The following is an 18,551-nucleotide window of genomic DNA, read 5'->3' as shown; positions in this document are numbered from 1 at the left end:
CGCGCGGAGTGCGGGTACGGGGGTCCGACCGGTGAAAGCCTCAGTCCAGGGCCATGGAGACGAGACGGGAAATGCCGGGCTCGGGCATGGTCACGCCGTAGAGGACATCGGCGGTTTCCATCGAGCGCTTGTTGTGGGTGATGAGGATGATCTGGGTTCCCGCGGCGAACTCCCGCACCGCCTCGGTGAAGCGGTGGACGTTGGTGTCGTCGAGGGGAGCGTCGATCTCGTCGAGCAGACAGAAGGGGGGCGGCTGGTAGCGGAAGATGGCGAAGAGCATCGCCGTCGCCGCCAGGGCCTTTTCCCCTCCCGACAGGAGACCCACCGACTGCAGTTTCTTGCCCGGGGGCTGGCACATGATCTCGATGCCCGACTCGAGCACGTCGTCTTCGTTTTCCAGGTGCAAGTCGGCCCGCCCGCCACGGAAGAGGATCGTGAACTGGGCGCGGAAGTGCTTGCGGATCTCCTGGAAGGCCTCGAGAAAGCGCTCCCGGCTCTCCCGGTCCATCTTGCGAATCGAGCCGGAGAGTTCGTCCACCGAGCGCTTGAGATCCTCGCGCTGGGCGCTGAGTTCCTCGAAACGGGCGTGCAGTTCTTCGAACTCCTTTTCGGCCAGCAGGTTGACCATGCCCAGGCGCTCGCGCTTGCGTTTGACGTCCCGCAACTCCTCGAGCAACAGCCCGTCGTTGTCGAGGATCTCGCCCTCGATGCCCTCCGGCGGTTCGGCGGGCAGCTCGGCGGGCTCGCAACCCAGGTCCTCACGGCAGCTCTCGCGCTCGTGCTGGACCTCCAGCCGGGCCTTCTCCACGGCCAGTGCCGCTGTTTCCCGGCGGGAACGGGCCTGCTCGAACTCCTCGACGGCCAGCCCATGGCGGGCTTCGAGGTCATCGACCTCGGTCGCCAGTCCGGACAGACGTTCGGCCCAGGCTTCGACCTCCCGCTCCAGGTCCCGGCGGCGGGCCCGGGCCGCCTCGAGATGCTCACTTTTCTCGGCGGCCTGCTGTCGCAGTTCGGCGGCCCGCTCGAGGGCCTGGCTGCGGACCCGCCGGCCCTCCTCCCGCCGCTGCTCGAGCGCCTCCAACTCCCGCTGCAGGCGCTCGATGCCCTGCTGCTGGGCACCATACCGCTCACGCAGGGCCCGCTCGTCGGAGAGCCGGGCCGAGCCTTCCGCCTCGGCCCGCCTGAGCACCTCCTCCTGCTCGCGAAGCGCCGCGCGGATGGCGTCGAGGCGCTCGCGCTCGGTGGCGATTTCTTCTTCCAGGCGCTGTTGCTCGGTGGCGGCCTCCGCCGCCTCCCGGCGGGCCCGCTCGAGACCCTCGACGGCGGTGGCCAGGGCCGCCCGGGCCACCTCGGCCTCGTGTTGCAGGCGCTCGATGGAGCGCTTGTGCTGGCCGGCCTCGAAGCCGGCGCTGGCCTGGGTACGACGGGCGGCGGCCAGTTCCTCTTCCACCCGGCGACGTACCACCTGGGCGTCCCGGTGGGCCTGGCGGGCCTGCTCCACCGCGGCGGCTGCGGCGGTCCGCTGCTGCTGGAGGCGCTCGAGGAGGGCCGCCAGCTCTTCCCGCCGGCGCGAGCGACCGAGCAGTCCTTCGCTTCCCTCGACCTGGTCGCTCTCCACGGTGACCACGCCGCTGGCATGGACGGCGTGACCCTCGGGCGTGAGGTAATCGAAACCGGGGAAACGACGGTGCAGCTCGAAGGCCAGGGCCAGGGACTCCACCAGCACGGCATCCTGCAGGCGGGAGCTGATCGCCTGCCCCAGTTCACCCAGCGGTCGCAGGTGTTCGGAGAGCCGGCCCCGCACACCGGGATGCGCCGCGAGCGCCGCCGGCAACTCGCCATGGGACACGCCCTCGGCCGCCGTGTCGTCCAGAGGCAGGAAACGCACCCGGCCGCCCACGCCCAGGCTGGCGCCCTTCTGCACGTCGTCGGAGGAGTCCACCACCACCGCGGGCAGCAGGTCGCCCAGGAAGCGCTCGGCGGCGTGCTCGACATCTTTTTCCACCGCCAGCAACTCGGCGACCACCTGGCGGGCCTGGAGCTTTCCCTCCCGGGAGTGCTCGAGAATCTCCCGGGCCGCCTCGGCCCCGGCCAGGCGTACTTCCAGCGAGTCGAGGGCGTCCTTCTCTCCGCTGCGGGCTCCCAACTCCCGCACCAGGGCCGTTTCGTCGGCCCGGGCCCGCTCGAGAGCGGTCCAGCAGTCGTCCTCCGCATCCCGGGCCCGCTCGAGTTCCACCTCCAGGCGAGTGACGCAGGCCTCCGCCTCTTTCCGGCGCTGCTCGGCCGCCGCAAGCTGGCGGCCTTCGCTCTCGAGGACCTCGGCCAGGCGCTCACCGGCCTGGCGGGCTTCCTCCGCCCGCCGCTCGTCCCTCCGCTCGGCGGCCAGGGCCGCGGAAGCCCGGGCGGAGAGTTCCGCCTTGCGATGCACCCGATCGTAGAGCGCCTGCTCGTGGCTCGCGGCCACCTGCCGGCGACGTTCGAGTTCGGCTTTCTCGCGCTCGACCACCCGGCGGGCGGCGGCGGTGCGCTCGGTCAATTCGGTGAGTTCCCCCGCCAGGGAGCGGATCTCCTCTTCGAGACGCGCGATCTCTTCGGCCCGCTGGGCCCGTTCTTCGATCAACCGGTCTCCCTCGCCTTCCCGGCGCCCGGCCTCCTCCTCGAGCGAGGCGGCCCGGGTCAGGGCGGCGGCGATCTCCCGGTCGAGCCGCTCTTCCTCGATGCGGGCGGCGTGAGAGGCGGCCACGGCCTGCTCCCGGTCGGTGTGGGCGTCTTCCAGCCGGCGGCGGGCATCGGCCAGGGCCTCCAGCAGGCGGCGGCGTTCGCGGTCGAGATGGTCGGCCTCCCGGGAAGCCACCGCGCAGAGTTCGGCGCTGCGCTGGGCCTCGGCGGCGAGCACCGCGTCCCGCCGGCGATACCAGACGGTCTTGAGGGCCCGCAGGCGTTCATCGAGACGCCGGGCCCTGCGGGCCAGGGACGCCTGGCGCTTGAGCGAACGCTGCTGGCGCTCGACCTCTCCAACGATGTCGTCGATGCGCAGCAGGTTGGCGCGGGTCGCCTCGAGCTTGAGTTCGGCCATCCGGCGGCGGGTCTTGTAGCCCGCGATGCCCGCGGCCTCCTCGATGAAGACCCGGCGATCCTTGGGCTTGCTCAGCACGAAGGAGGCCACCGAACCCTGGTCGATGATGGCGTAGGAGCGCACGCCGGCGCGCACTTGGTCGAGCAGGGCCCGAACGTCGGCCAGGCGGGACTTCTTGCCGTCGATCAGGTACTCGCTGTTGCCCGAACGGAACAGGCGCCGTGTGAGGGTCACCCGGGACCGGCCATCGGGCAGGGAGCCGTTCTTCGCCGCCATGTGCAGCGAGACCTCCGCCATGCCCCCGGGCCCCCGGCCCTGGGTTCCGGCGAAGATCACGTCTTCCATCTTCTGGCCCCTCAGGGCCCGGGCCGACTGCTCGCCGAGCACCCAGGAGATGGCGTCGGCAATGTTGGACTTGCCGCAGCCGTTGGGCCCCACCACGGCCGTGATGCCCCGCGGGAACTCGATGGTCGACTTGTCGGAGAAACTCTTGAATCCGCTGACTTCCAGGCGCTCGAGCCACAACATCCCCGTTGCTCCTCCTGCTCAGGCTCGCGCCGGCTACCCGCCCCTCGATCCCTCAGCGGTCTCGAGACAGGATCAGGTCCGGCAGATCCATCAGTGCTTCCCGGTAGGGCCCCGGGGTGAAGGTGCCGATCACTTCCCGCGCGCGGGAAGCGTGCTCCTCGGCCAGGCGACGCGTACGCTCGAGGCAGCCGTGGGCCAGCAGAGCGGCCTTCAACCGACCCCACCCCGGCTCGCCGAAATCTCCCCCGGTCAGCACCGCTTCCACCGCTTCGCGCTCGGCCTCGCTCCCCCGGTGCATCAGGTCGATCCAGGGCAGGGTCAGCCGCCCCTCCCGCAGGTCGGAGGCCACGGGCTTGCCCAAGGTGGCCTCGTCGGCGGTCAGGTCCAGCAGGTCGTCGACCAACTGGAAGGCGATGCCGAGGTTCAACCCGTACTGCCCCAGGCGGCGTTCGGCGTCCTCTCCCGCATCCGCCAGCACCGCCGCCACCCGGCAACATCCCGCGAACAACCAGGCGGTCTTGCGCTCGATGATCTCCATGTGCTGCCGGCGCGTCACATCGACCCGGCCCCGCAGATGGTGGGCCATGATCTCGCCCTCGATCATTTTCTCGGTGGACTCGGCGAGGATCTCGATCACCCCCAGCTTGCGGGCCCTGAGGGCCATGTTCATGGAGCGGATGTAGAGATAGTCGCCGAGGAGGATCGAGATCTCGTTACCGTAGACCCGGTTGAGAGCCGGTCGACCGCGGCGCGTGTCGGCCTCGTCGATGATGTCGTCGTGAACCAGGGTGGCGGTGTGAATGAACTCGAAGACGGCGCCGAGCAGCACGTCCATCTTGCCCTTGTAGCCCAGCAGGCCCGAGGCCAACAGCATCAACGCCGGCCGGATCAACTTGCCGCCGCCCTCGGAGAGGTAGTCTCCGGCCTGGTCGATGGGGCGCAGATCCGAGCGCAGATTGGCGCGGATCTCTTCTTCGACCTCCACCAGGCGATCACCGACCAGGGAGAGCACCTCCATCATGCGGGGCGGCGGCACGGGAGAAGACGTGGGCACCCCCTCGCTCATGGCGCCTCCTTGCGGGAGACCTGGCGCGGCGCCGGCCGACGGCGGGATTCCACCAGGTCGTCACCGTGGAAGACGTAGGTCACCCGTGGATAACGCCACTCCACCGCGCCGTTCTGCAGGGTGAGGGTCTCGCGGGGCATGCCGTGGCGACGGAGAATGCGACCGCGCTTGCTCTCCGGCCCGCCGGCGCGGGCGATGGCGTGTTCGACCTCGGCCCAGCCCGGAGCATCGCCGACCCGGCAATTGACCACGGCCCGGGACCGGCGGCGCAGGAGACGCGTGATGTTCTTTTCTTCCGGCGGGGCGTAGCGCACCCGGTCCCAGCCCGGGCCACCGCCGAAGCGCAGGACGATCCGTCCCTTGAAGGGTCCGGAACCCAGGTCGAGGCGATAGAAACCGGCGGCGTCCGTACGAGTCCGGCCCACTTCCCGCACCTCGGCGGGCCGTTCGAGGCCCGGCAGGCTCAGGTGCTCGAAACGCTCGACGGCCACCACGGGCACCGCGGCGAGCCCCCGCCCCGCCTCGTCGAAGACCTGGCCCTCGACCACGTAGGCGGGGCCCTCGGCTCCCAGGCAAAACGCGCCCCCGACGGCGAGGAGTCCGCCGACGATCAGCGCCACCCCGAGGCGGCTCCGCACGACCTGGGAAAGAGGGCTCACGGTGCGGGCAGAATAGCACCCTCGGGAAAAACGGCACAACTCGAGTGGAAGAGACTGGATCGACGGGCGGCTAACCGTCGAGCAGCAGGTATCCCGGCGGGATCGTCACCCGGAAGTCCTCGTCGCCCGGCGGCGGAACCGGCCGGGGGGGCTCGAAGACGTAAATCATGCGCCCGCCCAGGGGACCGACCACCTCGGCCCGACGCAGGTTGCCCGTACGGGTCTCGATTTCCAGCATCAGGGTCTCGATGTCTTCCCGCTCTTCCCGGGGCAGCAGCAGCAGGCGGATACGCCCCCGGGGTCCGGGCCTGGAGTCGGGACGCGCGGCGAAAAGGCGCAGCAGATCGGTGGTGCCGGAGAGCAGGTCGAGCAGGGGATTGCCCTCCCCTTTTCCGCGCTGAGCCCGGGTGACGGTCTGCTCGTCGGGTTCGATCAGCCACCAGGTGGCGCCGTCGAAAAGAGCGTACTGGCCCGGCGGGCGACTGTAGTCGATGCGCATCCGGTCGGGACAGCGCACGAGGATCGTGCCCTGCTGCTGCTCGTCTTCCATCCCGAAGGCGGACGAGACGTAGCGCTGGACGAAGTCGAGGCGGAACGACCCCATCTCGCGGTAGCGGTTTTCGAGACGGTGGACGACTTCGACCACCCGCCTGGCCTCGGCCAGGGCCTCGGCGGGATCACCGGCGGGCGCTGCCGGGAGGGCCGCGGCCAGGAGCAGGACACCGAAAAGGGGAAAGGCCATGCGCGCCATTCTAACCGGAAGGCGGTATTCTTGCGCCGGAATCGGTAAGGAGCGAGTGACGACGATGGCAGGTTTTGCAGGTAGAGCGAGCAGCCGAGCGGCGGCCCTGGCCGCCGTACTGGCGATGATCCCGGCGGGATGGGGACAAGATACCGAAGCCCTGCTGGCACGAGCCGCCGCGGCCTATGACCAGGGCCGCTGCGCGGAGGTGATCGGCGCCTACGGCCAGGCGGAGGAGCGAAGCGACGAGGCCCTCGACGGCGTGGCGGAGTATCGCTGGGGTTTCTGCCTGGCCTACCTGCGCCGGCCGGGCGCCCGGCAGCGCTACGAGGCCGCCGTCGACAAGCTCGGTCAGGCGGTCGATCGCCCCGGAGCGCCGCTCGAAGCCCATTTCTACATGGTCAACGCCCTGCTCAACCTGGGGCGCGCCGACGACGCCCGGGAGCGGGCGACGCGGGCGGTGGCCGCGTGGCGAGGGGGCGAGCTGACCGTTCCGGAGGACGAGCCCGAGGCCTGGTTCCGGCTGGGCAAGCTGTTCCGCGACAGCGGCGATCCCCGGGGGGCGGTCGAACCCTTCACGCGGGCCGTGGAGGCCGCCGAAAACGGCGCCGCCCTGCGCGACGCCTACCTCGAACGCATCGCCCGGGGCGCGGGAGAGGCCGGCGCCGGCGAGCTGGCCCTCCGTGCGGCCAGGTTGCTGGAAAAAGCGGGGCAGGCCGGAACCTCGGCCATGCTCCGGGTGGCCCGGGCGCGGCTGGCCGGAGGCGATTTCGACGGCGCGCGGGAGGCCTTCAGCGCCGCCGCCAAGGGGCCGGGAGAGCCGGCCCTGGCGGCTCGATATGCCCTGCGCGGCCTCGAGCGGCTGGCCGAGGTCCAGCGCTGGGGGCTCGAGATTCCCTCCACCGCCGCCGACGGTCGTCCCTTGAGTGCTTTGAGTGTCGCCGAACTGAGGAACGAACTCCAGGCGGCGGCCCGCCAGGCCTGGACGGCCTTCTCCGGCCGCGTCGTCGAGGTCCCGCGCAAGAAAAAGCCGGGCACCCGCCCCGCCCCCCATCCGGAGACCCTCGCGGCCATGCGCACGGCCCAGGCCCGTTTCGTCGGCATTGTCGCCGAGGCCCTGCGTCGCGGTCTGCCCCTGAGGGAATGGAACGTCCAGATCGGCATCGGACCGTTGATCTTCCATCCCTGGTACCGCCTGTTCCTCCAACGGGCGACCCAGGACCGCTCGAGCCAACTGGTCCAGTTCGGGGAATAGGGCTCGAGCGCCCCGGCGAGCCCGTCCTCAGCGGCCGCGAACCAGGGCGATGACCGCTCGCTCGGGCATCGTCTCCGCCAGGGCGAACAGGGCGCGGGCCCGCTCGCCCGCAGGCAGATCCGGCCAGGGCTCCCAGAGCACCAGGGGCCACGGGGCGGGTAGTTCCCGTTCCAGGCGCTCGATCAACGCCGCGGCCCGCAGCACCAGCGCGTCGTCGATCACCCGGCCCTCTGCCCCGGCCACCTCCGCGGGCCACCCCGCCCCGCGGGCAGGCGCCGGCAGAGGCGCGTCGGGCGGGGGTGCCGGCCGGAGCAGACGCCGGGCCATTTCGGCGGCCACTTCCGTGATCCGCGCCGAACGCTCCCGCCCCCCCAGGCGCCGCCTCGAGGCCAGGGCCTCCAGGGCCCGGTCGGCGGCCTCCCAGGGGTCACGGCAGCCCAGGCGCCGGGCCAGGCTCCGCCCCTGGTCGTCGAGGGCGTCACTCTCTTCGATCAGGACTTCGAGGCGTCGCTCGAAGTGCAGCCGGCGCGCCTCGGCGGCGGGGAACTGCAGGCGCCTTTCGGCCATCACCCCCGAGCCGAGGCAGAACAGGGAGGCGGCGGCGATCAGCAGCAGGGGCGCCGAGGTGACGACCCCCGCGACCAGCCCCGCGACTCCCACCATCGCCCCGGCCAGGGCGATGCGGGCCGCGCGCCGGCCGGCCTGGATCTGATCGTCGAGCTGGATCAGCCGGCGATCGAGCCGCAACCGCCTGGCGGCCAGGGCCCGGCGGCGGACGGGATAGTCGATCATCGCCTGCAGGGTCTGCTGGTCGAGGCCGCCGGCCCTCAGCAGGTGCTCGCGCAGCCGCCGGCGAGCCTCGACCAGGGCCTCGCTGTCCGGCAGCAGATCGCCCCCGCCGATGGCCCAGGAGGGCGAGCGTGCGGGGCGGGGCCAGTCGTGCCCCACGTCGAGAAAGACTTCCAACTCACCGGCGGGGCGCCGGACCCGCGTCTCTCCCGCGGCACCGTCGTCCAGGGCGGCGAGGATCGTCGAGACCAGCCGCTCACCGCCGTCGGCGACGGGAACGAGCTGAGGCCCCGGCGCCAGGCGCACCTCGACCACCTCGCCGGCGAAGACCCAGCGCAGCCGTCCGGGGGTGACGCGGGAGTCGGTGGAGGTATGCGGCGGGCGCGGTGGAGCGACGCCGCGACGAAGCTGGCCTGTGGGCATGGAGGCTAATCCTGGTCGGCCAGGTCGGCGAGCCATGGAATGCGGAAGCGACCGCCCCGCAAGGCCTTCTCGATCGCCATGGCGATCAGGGCCAGGTAGCCGAGTCCGACGAGAACTTCGACCGCGAAGAAGAAGCGGCCGAAGAGAGGGATCATGGAAAACAGCCAGTCGAAGGGATAGAGCAGCAGCATCAGCGCCGCCGCGGCGATGGACAGTCCCCCGCCCTGGCGCACGTGCCAGCGCACGAAGGGATCCCGACTACCGAAAAGGGAGACCAGGGCCAGCGGACCGAGGTAGGCGAAAACGAGCAGAATCCGGTCTTCGTCGGTGAAGACGCGGGACCCCACGTCCTCTGCGGCGTGGTTGTCCGGGGAACTTTCGACGAGGTCGATGTCGTCGCGGCGGGCATCCATCGGTGCCGTTTTACGCACGCGCCCCACCCCTTGTCAACCCACGCGGTGCGGAATGATGCGGAACAGGGGATGTGATACCGTCCCCGCGCGATCTGAAGGGGCCAGGAAAAGGAGTCGGATTCCGTGACGCGTTCGGGCCAGGCGGCGACAACGCCCTCCGGTGGAAAGCTGACGCCGATGTTTCGCCAGTGGCAACAGGCGAAGCGCCAGCATCCCGACGCCTTGCTCTTCTTCCGCATGGGCGACTTCTACGAACTGTTCTTCGACGACGCCCGCACCGCCGCCCCGATTCTCGGCATCGCCCTGACCAGTCGCGGCAAGGGCACGGCCACCTCGGCCCCCATGTGCGGCGTGCCCCACCATGCCGCCCGAAACTACATCGCCCGCCTGGTCAAAGCCGGCCACCGGGTCGCCGTCTGCGAGCAGATGGAAGACCCCAAGAAGGCCAAGGGCATGGTGCGCCGCGAAGTGGTCCGGGTGGTCAGCCCGGGAACCCTCGTCGATGCCGACCAGCTCGATCCCGGCTCGGGCAACTACCTCGCCTGCCTGGCGGGCCAGGCCCCGGGCCCCTGGGGTCTGTGCCTGGTGGACCTGTCCACCGGGGGCATGGTGCTCGCGCGGGCCGGAAACGAGCCGGCGCTGGCGGAAGTGCTCAGCCGCTACGAGGTGCGGGAGCTGCTGGTCGCCTCCACCTCGGCCGCGACCCTCGAAGCCCTGCTGGGCCGTCACGGCCTGGGGGAGGTTCTGCTCACCACCCTCGACGACTCCCTGTTCGAGCCCCTGCTGGCCCGGGACCGGGTCGTCGAGCAACTCCAGGTGGCCTCCCTGGCCGGCTTCGGCTGCGAGGACGACCATCCGGCGCTGCCGGCGACGGCCGCCGCGCTGGCCCACCTGCAGCGAACCCAGCGGGTGCAGCCGGCCCACCTGGATCGACTGCGGGTGGAGGATCCCCGGCGGATCCTGCTCCTCGACCGATCGAGCCGACGCAACCTGGAGGTGGTGGCCAACCTGCGGGATGGAGGACGGAGCCAGACCCTGCTCGAAGCCCTCGACGCCACCCTGACCCCCCTCGGCGCCCGGGCGCTGCGCACCTGGCTGCTCGAACCCCTGGTGGAGAAGAACGCCATCCTGGCCCGGCACGCGGTGGTCGAAGCCCTGGTCCAGCGCGCCGAGGTGCGGGCATCCCTGCGGGAGGCCCTGCGGGAGATCCGGGATCTCGAGCGCCTGCTCTCCCGGGCGGCCCTCCGGCGCTCGACGCCCCATGACCTGGCGGCCCTCCGGCGCTCCCTGGCGGCGCTCCCGGAAGTGCGGGAAGCCCTCGCCGGGTTGACCGCGCCGGATGCGACGGCCCTCGCCGCCCGTATCGACCTGCTCGAAGACCTGCTCGGCGAGCTGGGCGCGGGGCTGGCCGACGAGCCGGGAGCCGCCCCCGGCGAGGGGAGGGTGATCCGCGAAGGCTACGACGCCGATCTCGACGCCGTGCGCGAGCTGGCCCGGGGCTCCCGGGAGCTGATCGCGGGGATCGAAACCCGCGAGCGGGAAGCCACCGGCATCGCCTCCCTGAAGATCAAGTACAACAAGGTCTTCGGCTACTTCCTGGAAGTGAGCAAGGCCAACCTTTCCCGGGTTCCCCCCGAGTGGGAGCGGCGGCAGACCATCGCCACCGGCGAACGCTATGTCACCGCGGAGATCAAGGACCTCGAAGCCCGCATCCTCTCGGCCAGCGAGCGCCTGGCCGAACGGGAGAAGGCCCTTTTCGAGAAACTGGTCGACCAGGTGGTGGCGCAGGCGGGACGGGTGCGGGAAACCGCGGCCGCCATCGCCGAGGCCGACGTGCTGGCCGGGTTCGCGGAAGTCGCCGCCCGCGAGGGCTACGTGCGCCCCTCCCTGGCCGAGGACGACCGGATCGAGATCCGCGACGGCCGGCACCCGGTGGTCGAACGCCTGCTGGAGCCGGGACGCTTCGTGCCCAATGACTGCCTGCTCGACGACAAGCGGCGGCTGCTGATCGTCACCGGTCCCAACATGGGCGGCAAGAGCACCTACCTGCGCCAGGCCGCCCTGATCGTCCTGATGGCCCAGGCCGGCGCTTTCGTCCCCGCCCGCTCGGCCCGCATCTCTCTCGTCGACCGGATCTTCTGCCGGGTCGGCGCCTCCGACAACCTGGCCGGCGGCGAGTCGACCTTCATGGTGGAAATGACGGAGACCGCCAACATCCTGCACAACGCCACGCCCCGCTCCCTGGTGATCCTCGACGAAATCGGACGGGGCACGGCCACCTGGGACGGGATGGCCATCGCCTGGGCGGTGGTCGAACACCTGCTGCGGGACACGCGGTTGCGCCCCAAGGCCCTGTTCGCAACCCACTACCACGAGCTGACGGAGCTGGCGGCCCGCCACGAAGGTCTCGAGAACGTACACATCACCGTGCGGGAGCACGGGCAGGAGGTCGTCTTTCTCCACCGGGTGGAACCGGGACCTTCGGACCGCTCCTACGGGATCCACGTGGCCCGGCTGGCGGGACTTCCCGACGCGGTGATCACCAGGGCCTGGGAGATCCTCGAGGAGATCAGCGGCGAGCACCTGGCGGACAAGCTGGGTCGCGACAGGGACGGGGTGCGGCAGCTTTCCCTCTTCGAAAGCCCCGCCGGGGAGCCGGAGCCGTCACCGGAAGAGGCGCAAGCCCTGGCCGCACTCAGAGAGTGCGATCCCGACGACCTCTCACCACGCCAGGCCCACGAGCTGCTCTACCGGCTGATCGGGCTCCTGGGAGGTCAGTCCTCGACCACCCGCTGAAGGGCCTCTTCCACTGTCGGGCACACGGGCAGAAGCTCGCCGATGCGGGTCAGCTCGATCAGGTCGCGGACCTTGCCCCGGGGAGCGGCCAGCACGAGGCGTCCCCCCAGCTGGTCGAGACTGCGATGACAGGCGACCAGTTCGCCGAGGCCGGCGGAGTCGACGAAGTTCACGCCGCTGAGATCGAAGATCACGCGCAGGCGACCGGCGGCGATCTCGTCTTCCACCACCTCCCGTACGTCGTCGAGGGCGTTGCCCACCGTGATGCGACCCACCAGGCGGGTGATCGCGATACCGTCCTGATAATCGACTTGGTGGCTCACGAGACCTCCTCGTCCCGCTCGGTATCCACCGGGCAGTTCTTGATGAGAACCAGTTCCATGCCGGACTCGTGACGCTCGAAGCGCACCTCGTCGACCAGCGAGCGCATCAGCAGCAGACCGCGGCCCGATGAACGCCAGAGGTTCTCCGGGGTCGTGGGGTCGGGGGTGTGCCGGGGCTCGAAACCGGCGCCTTCGTCACGAATGGCGATGCTCAACGCAGCACTGCCGAGACGAAACTCGAGAATCACGGTCTTGGCCGGGTCGAGACCGTTACCGTGCTTGACGGCGTTGATCGTCCCTTCCCGCACCGCCAGGCCCACATCGAGCCGGGCCTCCTCGTCGAAGCCCGCGGTGGAGGCCAGCAGCTCGGCCATCCCTTGGACCGCATCGAGGTAGGCCAGGCGGCTCGGCAGGTTCAGGGTGATCGTCTCGTCTCGTTCCATCGTCGTCATCCGCCTGGCAGCCTGCTCGAAAAGTCCTTCTCGCGGGTGGCGCCGAGATTCCGGCTTCTCGCACGGAAAAGACTTTATCAACAGACGGCTAGTCTGCGAACAGCACCCGGGCCAAGGCGGCCTCCGGCCGCTTGAGTTCCTCTCCCGAGAGCCGAGCGATCTCCTTCTCGCCTTCGAAGACGATCACCAGGGGAATCTGCTTCACGCCGTACTGACGCGCGAGCAGGTCGTCGATGATCGAGCGGGGCACGAGATGAAAGCGAGCCGCCGGGGCCTTGTCGCCCAGGTCTTCGAGCACCCGAATCAGCCGTGGAATCAGTCGCTCGCAGTGAGGGCACCAGGAGCCGAGAAAGACGAGCAGTTCCAGTGGACGCTCGTGGCGCGCCAGCAGGCGCATCTGCCCGAGGCGCGGCGTGTAGAGCCTGGCCGCACGACGCTGCTCCGGCAGCCGGTCGAGGATCTCCGCCGCGGTGGCGTCCCCCAGCCAGGGCTCGGCAGGCTCGACGACGACCCGCTTGCCGGCGACCACGAAGCTCAGGCGTCCACTCGAGACCTTGGCCACCAGGGGCCGGCCGAGGGTGCGGTTCGGATCGACCAGCAGGCGGTCGGGGTCTTCCGGATCGGGTGTCACGGCCTCGGGCTCGAGGGCCTGGGCGGTCTTCTCCCGGGCCGTGAGCAGGACCGGCCGCTGCAGGGTCTCGCTGAGCACCAGCACGGCGGCCTGCCCCGTGGCCACGTAGATTTTCGCGTCGGGGTCCGGCTGGCCATGGGCCCGGAGCTGGAAGTGCGCCGTCAGCAGGAACTCGAGGGGCGGAGTCTCGGCGCTGTCGCTCCCGGCGGCCAGGGGCAGGACCAGGGCGAGCACGCAGGCGACGACGCCGGCCCGCCGTTTCATCGCTCCCCCCCCGTGGCCAGGGCCTCGAGGGTCGCCTCGTCGGGGATGCCGTTCCAGACCCGGACGACCTTCCCGTTTTCCACCAGGAAGGAACGGGGGAGATGGCGGTAGAGGGGCTTGATCACCCCCCAGGGGGCGCCACGCACGTCAAAGGCCGGCCCCGCGGTCCAGAAGAACTCGGTGGCCAGTTCCTCGTTTTCTTCGGCCAGGCCGAAGACCTGTACCCGGCTGTCGGGATGCATCGCCACCAGTTCGTTGACCCGGGCGATATCCAGGCGGGTCTGCTCGTCGGCCCGGTCGATCAGCAGGACCAGGCTCTTGCCGTCCTGGAGTTCGGGGATGATCTCATCGATGCGCCACTGGGCCACATCGGTGCCCACGTGCAGCCGGGTCGCCAGATCGTCCACGGGCAGGGAGGGCGCGGCCAGCGAGAAGGCCACCGCGAGCAGGAGTCCCGAGGCGGGAAACGCCCAGCGCCAGCCTGGAAACCCGGTGGAGCGATCGAGGGCCAGCCAGGCGAGGGCCGCCAGGGCCAGGAAGAGCGCGTTGCTCAGCATGTGCTGGAGCGGCGACTGCTGAATCAGGTTGCCGAAGCAGCCGCAGGAGGAGGGATCCTCCGGGGGATAGAAGTACTGGTAGGCGGAAAGGCCGAAAAAGCCCGCCATCATCAGGGTGGCCAGGGCCAGTACCGGCAGGCGACGAGCGCCGAGCAGACCGAAGGCGACGGCCGCCTCGAGACCGATCACCAGCAGGGCCGCCACCGGGGCCAGGGCCGGAGGTATGGCGAAGTCACGAATGAGCTGTTCGCCGAAGCCGGCGGGGTCGAGGGCCTTGGTCCAGACGGAAACGAAAAAGACCGCCGACAACAAGAGCGAAGCTGCGAGGCCGAAGAGATGGCTGACACGAATCGCGCCGCGCGAAGCTGGGCTCACCTGGGCATCTCCCCTGATAGGAAGTCGGATTGTCCCTGGAACATGGACTGCCGAGAATACGAGGGGCGCCGAGGACTGGCAACCAGCCGGGTGCGGGCGCGTATACTCGCGCCGTGCGCGTAGGATTCGTAGGCCAGGCCGACTATTTCTCCCCCGAGGACAGGCTGCTGCCCGTGCGGGCGGCGTCATCGCTGAACCTGGAAGTGGTCGAGGTCGAGGCGGAGACAGGAGACGCCGACGCCCGGGTGGCGGTGATCCACTCCCGGGTGGCGGCAAATGCGGCCTTCTTCGAACGCTGGCCCCGACTCGAAGTGCTGATCACCACCACTTCCGGCTGGGATCACGTGGACCTGGCGGCGGCCGCCGGGCGGGGGGTGCGGGTGGCCCGCTGTCCGCTGGCCCGCCGGGACGCGGTGGTGGAGACCAGCCTGGCCCTGGGGCTGAGCCTGCTGCGCGGCGTGGAGTGGCTCTCGCGGCGTGCCCGCGACGGCGCGTGGGCGCGCGGCGAAATCGCCCGCCGGACGCCGACCCTGGCCCGGGGAACGCGGATCGGCGTGGTGGGCTGCGGGGTGATCGGCCGCCGGGCGGTGGAATGCTGGCGGCTTCTGGGGGCCGAGGTGTCGATCTGCGACCCGGCCCTGTCCGGCGGCCGGCCCCTCGAGGAGATCGCGCGAAGCTGCTCGCTGCTGACCCTCCACTGCTCACTGACTCCGGCTTCGCGGGGCATGATCGACGAGCGGGTGCTGGAGCTGATGGCCCCGGGCAGTGTGCTGATCAACACCGCCCGGGGGGCGCTCGTCGATCTCGAGGCCCTGAGGCGGGCCGAGCACCTGGGTGGCATCGGACTCGATGTCTTCCCCACCGAACCCTACCCGGAACTCCAGAGTTGGGCCGAGCGCGAGAACGTGATCGTCCTGCCCCATGCCGCCGGCTGCTGGAAGGGTCTGGCGCGGGCGGTGGCCGAGGAGGTAGGTGCGACCCTCGCGAGTTGGATCCACAAGCGCCAGTTGCCTTACGAGGTGACGGCGCCGACGGCCCCCGGGCCCTGAAAGGTACGCGAGCCATGGACGCCATCGACCACTACTTCGCCGTTTTCGACGGGCTGCTGCGGGGCAAACGCTGGAGCACGGATACCAACATGCTGCGCCTGGCGGCCTTGACCGCCATGTCCTGCGAGGGCGGCGGGGCCGTAGCGCGCATTCGCGCGGTGGCCGCCCGCTTGGGCAGGAAACCCAGCCCGCTGCGTTCGATGAACGCGGGGCTGAGGCTGGCGATCGGGGCGATGCTGGTGCGCCGAGACGTCGAAGTGGAAGCCGCGATCGCGGGCATCGAAAGGGGCCTCGAGCTGTTTCGCCGACACCGCCTGAAACGTCATGGAAGCCATCCGCGGCTGGCGGCCCTCATACTCGTCCTCGAGCAGGGCGGCGACGGCGTGAGCGAGCAGGCCGTCGAGCGCATGGCGGCGATCATGGCCCGGTGGAAGAAAGATCACTTCTTTCTCACGGGCATCGACGACTACCTCATGGCCGCGCTCCATGCCTCGCGGACCGGCACTCCCCTGGCCCTGGGCCGTCGGGTGGAGGCGATCTACCAGGCACTGCACCGGGAAGGCATGCGCCGGGGAAATCAGCTTCAGCTCGCCTCCCACCTGCTCGCTCTCTCCTCCCGGGGCGCCGAAGTGACCGCGCGCAGCTTTGGAACCTGGGCCCGGGCCCTGCGGGAGCGAGGCCAGCGAGTCGGGTCCGGCCAGTACGACGAGGTGGCGCTGCTGGCCCTGAGCGGAGCCCGCGTCGACGCCGGAGCGACACGAGTCGTCACCCTGCGCGACGCGCTGCGCGCCCGCAAGCCGCGGCCGGGCGCGGCGCTCGCCTTTTCCATCGCCACGGGACTGCTGATCTCCGAACGCATCGCCCGCAGCGATGGCGGCGCCGGTGCACCGGCCGCCGCCAACCTGCGAGCCATTCAGTCCCTGGTCGAGGCCCAGCAGGCGGCGGCGATAGCCGCCATCTCCGCGGTCACCGCGGCAACGGCGACCGCCGGATAGCCCCGAGACGAACCGCCCGCCGTCGTTCCGCGTGCGCCCGTGATGCAAGACGCGTGGTTGCCGGGCGGCCTCCCGGGCGACCCTCAATCGATGGCTCGATCGAGAGCGGTGCAGGCTTCCACCGCATTGGTCACACGGCAGTGAGCCCCCGTGGGCGGCAGGAAAAACTCGGCCGACCCGTCTTCCCCGCAAACCAGCAGCAGCCAACCGGGAGAGACCAGGCCCTGGGGTTGACGTGTGACGGCTTCGTAGAGCGCCTGGTGATCGAGACTCGCGGAGGCGTCCAGCCGTTCGGCAACGGCACCGACCAGCAAATCGTCGTCCAGCACCACCTGCCCCACGTCGGGGGCGGCGTCGCCGTCACGGTGGCGGGGCGGTTCGGTAGGCACCAGCGCGACGCTCAGGCGCGCCACCGTGCGCTCATCGCTCTCCGGATCGATTCCCAGGCGGCGGATGGTCCGCCGCAGTTCCCAGCGCGCGATCCACGCGTTCTCGTCGAGCAGGAAGAGCGGGAGCGCCATGGGCGCCGCCCGGGCCCTGATTTCCCGCTCGTCGTGAACCCAGGTCGCCTCGACCACGCAACCCTGCGCGTCACCGCGTCGACTCTCCCCCCCCACGGCCCCGGGGGCGGGACGCTCGCTCAGGCCAACCCCCTCCGGGAAGGTCAGCACCTCATCGGCATCGGGCTCGACCTGCAGCCGGTCGACCCGCAGCAACCCTGCCGACTCCTCCACCACCGCGCCGGGAGCCGGCATGGTGCGGACTTCCTCGACCGGGGCGGCGGCCGTGGCCTCGACGAGCTGGGCGCAGAGAGGAGCCACGGTCTCCTCGTCGCTGAAACCTGTGCTGATGCCGATGAAGGTCCCTTCCCCGCTCCCGGCGGGATCCGCGGGCCGGCGTGAGAAGGAAAGCGCCGTCTCCCCATCCAGGCAAAGCCAGGAAGGCATCCGGCTGCGGGTCGCGATGGAGGGCCGATCGAAGGGCGCCTGCCCCGCCCGGCCCGCGAAGCGCTGACGAAACGCCCGCGCGGAGAGGCCGGACAACACCCGCCGCAAGAGGTCGTCGTAGTCCTGGGCGTCGGCAGCCTCCATGTCGAGCGCCATCAGCACCGTGCCCTTCTCTTCGGCTTCCAGCCGCGGCCCCCCGCCATCGCCGCCCCGCCGTTCCTCGACGAAATCGATCCGGTAGACCGACGGCACCACCCGCTGTTCCGTACAGGCCATCCCGCCGTCCGCGCAGCGGACGGGCAGATCGAGCCGGATGGTGAAAACCTGGCGTATGCGCACGACGCCGGTCGTGACATCGGTCGGTATCACCCTGCGGTAGACCTCCTCGCCGACCACGGGCGCCGTCACCAGAGCCAGAAGAAACGCCATTTGCCGATGCAGAACAGTGGATCGGATCATCGATTTTTCTCCCCGGCCGCTGATCATAGCAGCCGCGGCGACCGCCCCCCGCGTGAAGCATCGCTCCGGTTGCAAGCGAGAGAATCGGAGCTAACCTCGCCGGGTCGAAAAGGAGCCTCTTCCGTGAGAGTCGAGACGATTCCCGTCGGTCCCCTGCAAGTCAACTGCTACCTGATCACCGACCCCGACTCCGGGAAGACCCTGGTCGTCGATCCCGGGGAAGACGCCCGGCGTGTCGCCCGGGAAATCCGGGAAGCCCGGCTCGAGGTCTGCGGCCTGCTGGCGACCCACGGCCACTTCGACCATGTCGGCGGTGTGGCCCGGCTCAAGGCGCTGCTCGACGATGTCCCCTTCTTCGCCCACCGGGAAGACCTTTTCCTGATCGACTCCTGCCGCCAGGCCGCCGCCCGCTGGAACCTCGAGGTGGACGACTGCCCGGCTCCCGACCACTTTCTCGAAGACGGCGAGATCCTCGAGGTGGGCGCCTTGCGACTCGAGGTCCGACACACCCCCGGCCACTCCCCCGGCGGCGTGACCCTGGTGGGTGATGGCCGCATCTTTCCCGGCGACACCCTCTTTCGCCGCTCGGTGGGCCGTACCGATTTTCGCGGCGGTGACGCCGAGAAGCTCGCCACCTCCATCCGCGAGCGGCTCTACACCCTCGCCGACGAAACCCGGGTTCACCCGGGCCACGGACCGGTCACCACCATCGGCGAGGAAAAGCGCGAAAACCCCTTCGTTCGGGGCTGAGC

Annotated in this window: 16 protein-coding genes; 5 read left to right on the top strand and 11 right to left on the bottom strand. The window is 70.4% G+C overall.

Annotated elements, in window-relative coordinates; all coding sequences use genetic code 11:
- Positions 1 to 40 precede the first annotated feature (40 nt).
- From smc to Q9Q40_00125, 4 genes are all read right to left on the bottom strand, one after another.
- The gene (gene smc, locus Q9Q40_00140; GenBank protein MDQ7005623.1) at positions 41 to 3,604 is read right to left on the bottom strand and encodes a chromosome segregation protein SMC; all 3,564 of its coding nucleotides are present in this window, start codon (positions 3,602 to 3,604) and stop codon (positions 41 to 43) included.
- A 52-nt stretch (positions 3,605 to 3,656) separates the two neighbouring features.
- A complete protein-coding gene (locus Q9Q40_00135; GenBank protein MDQ7005622.1) occupies positions 3,657 to 4,670 on the bottom strand; it encodes a polyprenyl synthetase family protein in 1,014 nt (337 codons plus the stop codon).
- Entirely contained in the window at positions 4,667 to 5,290 is a 624-nt protein-coding gene (locus Q9Q40_00130; protein ID MDQ7005621.1) for a hypothetical protein, read from the bottom strand. The genes Q9Q40_00135 and Q9Q40_00130 overlap by 4 nt, the downstream gene beginning before the upstream one ends.
- A 109-nt stretch (positions 5,291 to 5,399) precedes the next feature.
- Positions 5,400 to 6,071 carry an outer membrane lipoprotein carrier protein LolA gene (locus Q9Q40_00125; GenBank protein ID MDQ7005620.1) on the bottom strand — a complete coding sequence of 224 codons (672 nt, stop codon included), beginning with the start codon at positions 6,069 to 6,071 and terminating at the stop codon, positions 5,400 to 5,402.
- Positions 6,072 to 6,135: 64 nt separating this feature from the next.
- On the opposite strand from Q9Q40_00125, the gene Q9Q40_00120 reads away from it, so the two are divergent.
- On the top strand, positions 6,136 to 7,326 hold the full coding sequence (locus Q9Q40_00120; protein MDQ7005619.1) for a tetratricopeptide repeat protein: 1,191 nt from the start codon (positions 6,136 to 6,138) through the stop codon (positions 7,324 to 7,326).
- Positions 7,327 to 7,353: 27 nt separating this feature from the next.
- Here Q9Q40_00120 and Q9Q40_00115 read toward each other — a convergent pair whose 3' ends face one another.
- Positions 7,354 to 8,538, bottom strand: a complete 1,185-nt coding sequence (locus Q9Q40_00115; protein MDQ7005618.1) for a hypothetical protein — start codon at positions 8,536 to 8,538, stop codon at positions 7,354 to 7,356.
- A gap of 5 nt (positions 8,539 to 8,543) precedes the next feature.
- Complete coding sequence (locus Q9Q40_00110; GenBank protein MDQ7005617.1) at positions 8,544 to 8,969, bottom strand: hypothetical protein; 426 nt, start codon at positions 8,967 to 8,969, stop codon at positions 8,544 to 8,546.
- A 105-nt stretch (positions 8,970 to 9,074) separates the two neighbouring features.
- On the opposite strand from Q9Q40_00110, the gene mutS reads away from it, so the two are divergent.
- Entirely contained in the window at positions 9,075 to 11,747 is a 2,673-nt protein-coding gene (gene mutS / locus Q9Q40_00105; protein MDQ7005616.1) for a DNA mismatch repair protein MutS, read from the top strand.
- On the opposite strand, the gene Q9Q40_00100 is transcribed toward mutS, so the two are convergent.
- The 4 genes from Q9Q40_00100 to Q9Q40_00085 all read right to left on the bottom strand — a co-directional run bounded on the left by Q9Q40_00100 (position 11,726) and on the right by Q9Q40_00085 (position 14,349).
- Positions 11,726 to 12,070, bottom strand: coding sequence for an STAS domain-containing protein (locus Q9Q40_00100; protein ID MDQ7005615.1), 345 nt, complete (start codon positions 12,068 to 12,070; stop codon positions 11,726 to 11,728). The two genes, mutS and Q9Q40_00100, sit on opposite strands and share 22 nt — an antisense overlap.
- Positions 12,067 to 12,513 (bottom strand): ATP-binding protein, encoded by a 447-nt coding sequence (locus Q9Q40_00095; protein MDQ7005614.1) that lies wholly within the window; start codon positions 12,511 to 12,513, stop codon positions 12,067 to 12,069. The genes Q9Q40_00100 and Q9Q40_00095 overlap by 4 nt, the downstream gene beginning before the upstream one ends.
- A gap of 97 nt (positions 12,514 to 12,610) precedes the next feature.
- On the bottom strand, positions 12,611 to 13,417 hold the full coding sequence (locus Q9Q40_00090; protein MDQ7005613.1) for a thioredoxin family protein: 807 nt from the start codon (positions 13,415 to 13,417) through the stop codon (positions 12,611 to 12,613).
- Positions 13,414 to 14,349, bottom strand: a complete 936-nt coding sequence (locus Q9Q40_00085) for a hypothetical protein (GenBank protein MDQ7005612.1) — start codon at positions 14,347 to 14,349, stop codon at positions 13,414 to 13,416. The genes Q9Q40_00090 and Q9Q40_00085 overlap by 4 nt, the downstream gene beginning before the upstream one ends.
- Positions 14,350 to 14,462: 113 nt before the next feature.
- Between Q9Q40_00085 and Q9Q40_00080 the strand changes: the two genes are divergently transcribed.
- Positions 14,463 to 15,398: an NAD(P)-dependent oxidoreductase gene (locus Q9Q40_00080; protein MDQ7005611.1), complete on the top strand. Its 936-nt coding sequence runs from the start codon at positions 14,463 to 14,465 to the stop codon at positions 15,396 to 15,398.
- Between the two features lie 14 nt (positions 15,399 to 15,412).
- Complete coding sequence (locus Q9Q40_00075) at positions 15,413 to 16,393, top strand: DUF4003 family protein (protein MDQ7005610.1); 981 nt, start codon at positions 15,413 to 15,415, stop codon at positions 16,391 to 16,393.
- A gap of 83 nt (positions 16,394 to 16,476) precedes the next feature.
- On the opposite strand, the gene Q9Q40_00070 is transcribed toward Q9Q40_00075, so the two are convergent.
- On the bottom strand, positions 16,477 to 17,799 hold the full coding sequence (locus Q9Q40_00070; GenBank protein MDQ7005609.1) for a hypothetical protein: 1,323 nt from the start codon (positions 17,797 to 17,799) through the stop codon (positions 16,477 to 16,479).
- A 123-nt stretch (positions 17,800 to 17,922) separates the two neighbouring features.
- Between Q9Q40_00070 and Q9Q40_00065 the strand changes: the two genes are divergently transcribed.
- Positions 17,923 to 18,549 (top strand): MBL fold metallo-hydrolase, encoded by a 627-nt coding sequence (locus Q9Q40_00065; GenBank protein MDQ7005608.1) that lies wholly within the window; start codon positions 17,923 to 17,925, stop codon positions 18,547 to 18,549.
- The last annotated feature ends 2 nt before the right edge of the window (positions 18,550 to 18,551 follow it).

The sequence above is a fragment of the Acidobacteriota bacterium genome, assembly GCA_030949985.1.
Taxonomy (GTDB): domain Bacteria; phylum Acidobacteriota; class Polarisedimenticolia; order J045; family J045; genus JALTMS01.
The sequence above is the reverse complement of the archived record's forward strand: the minus strand, read 5'-3'. Positions and strand labels throughout refer to the sequence as shown.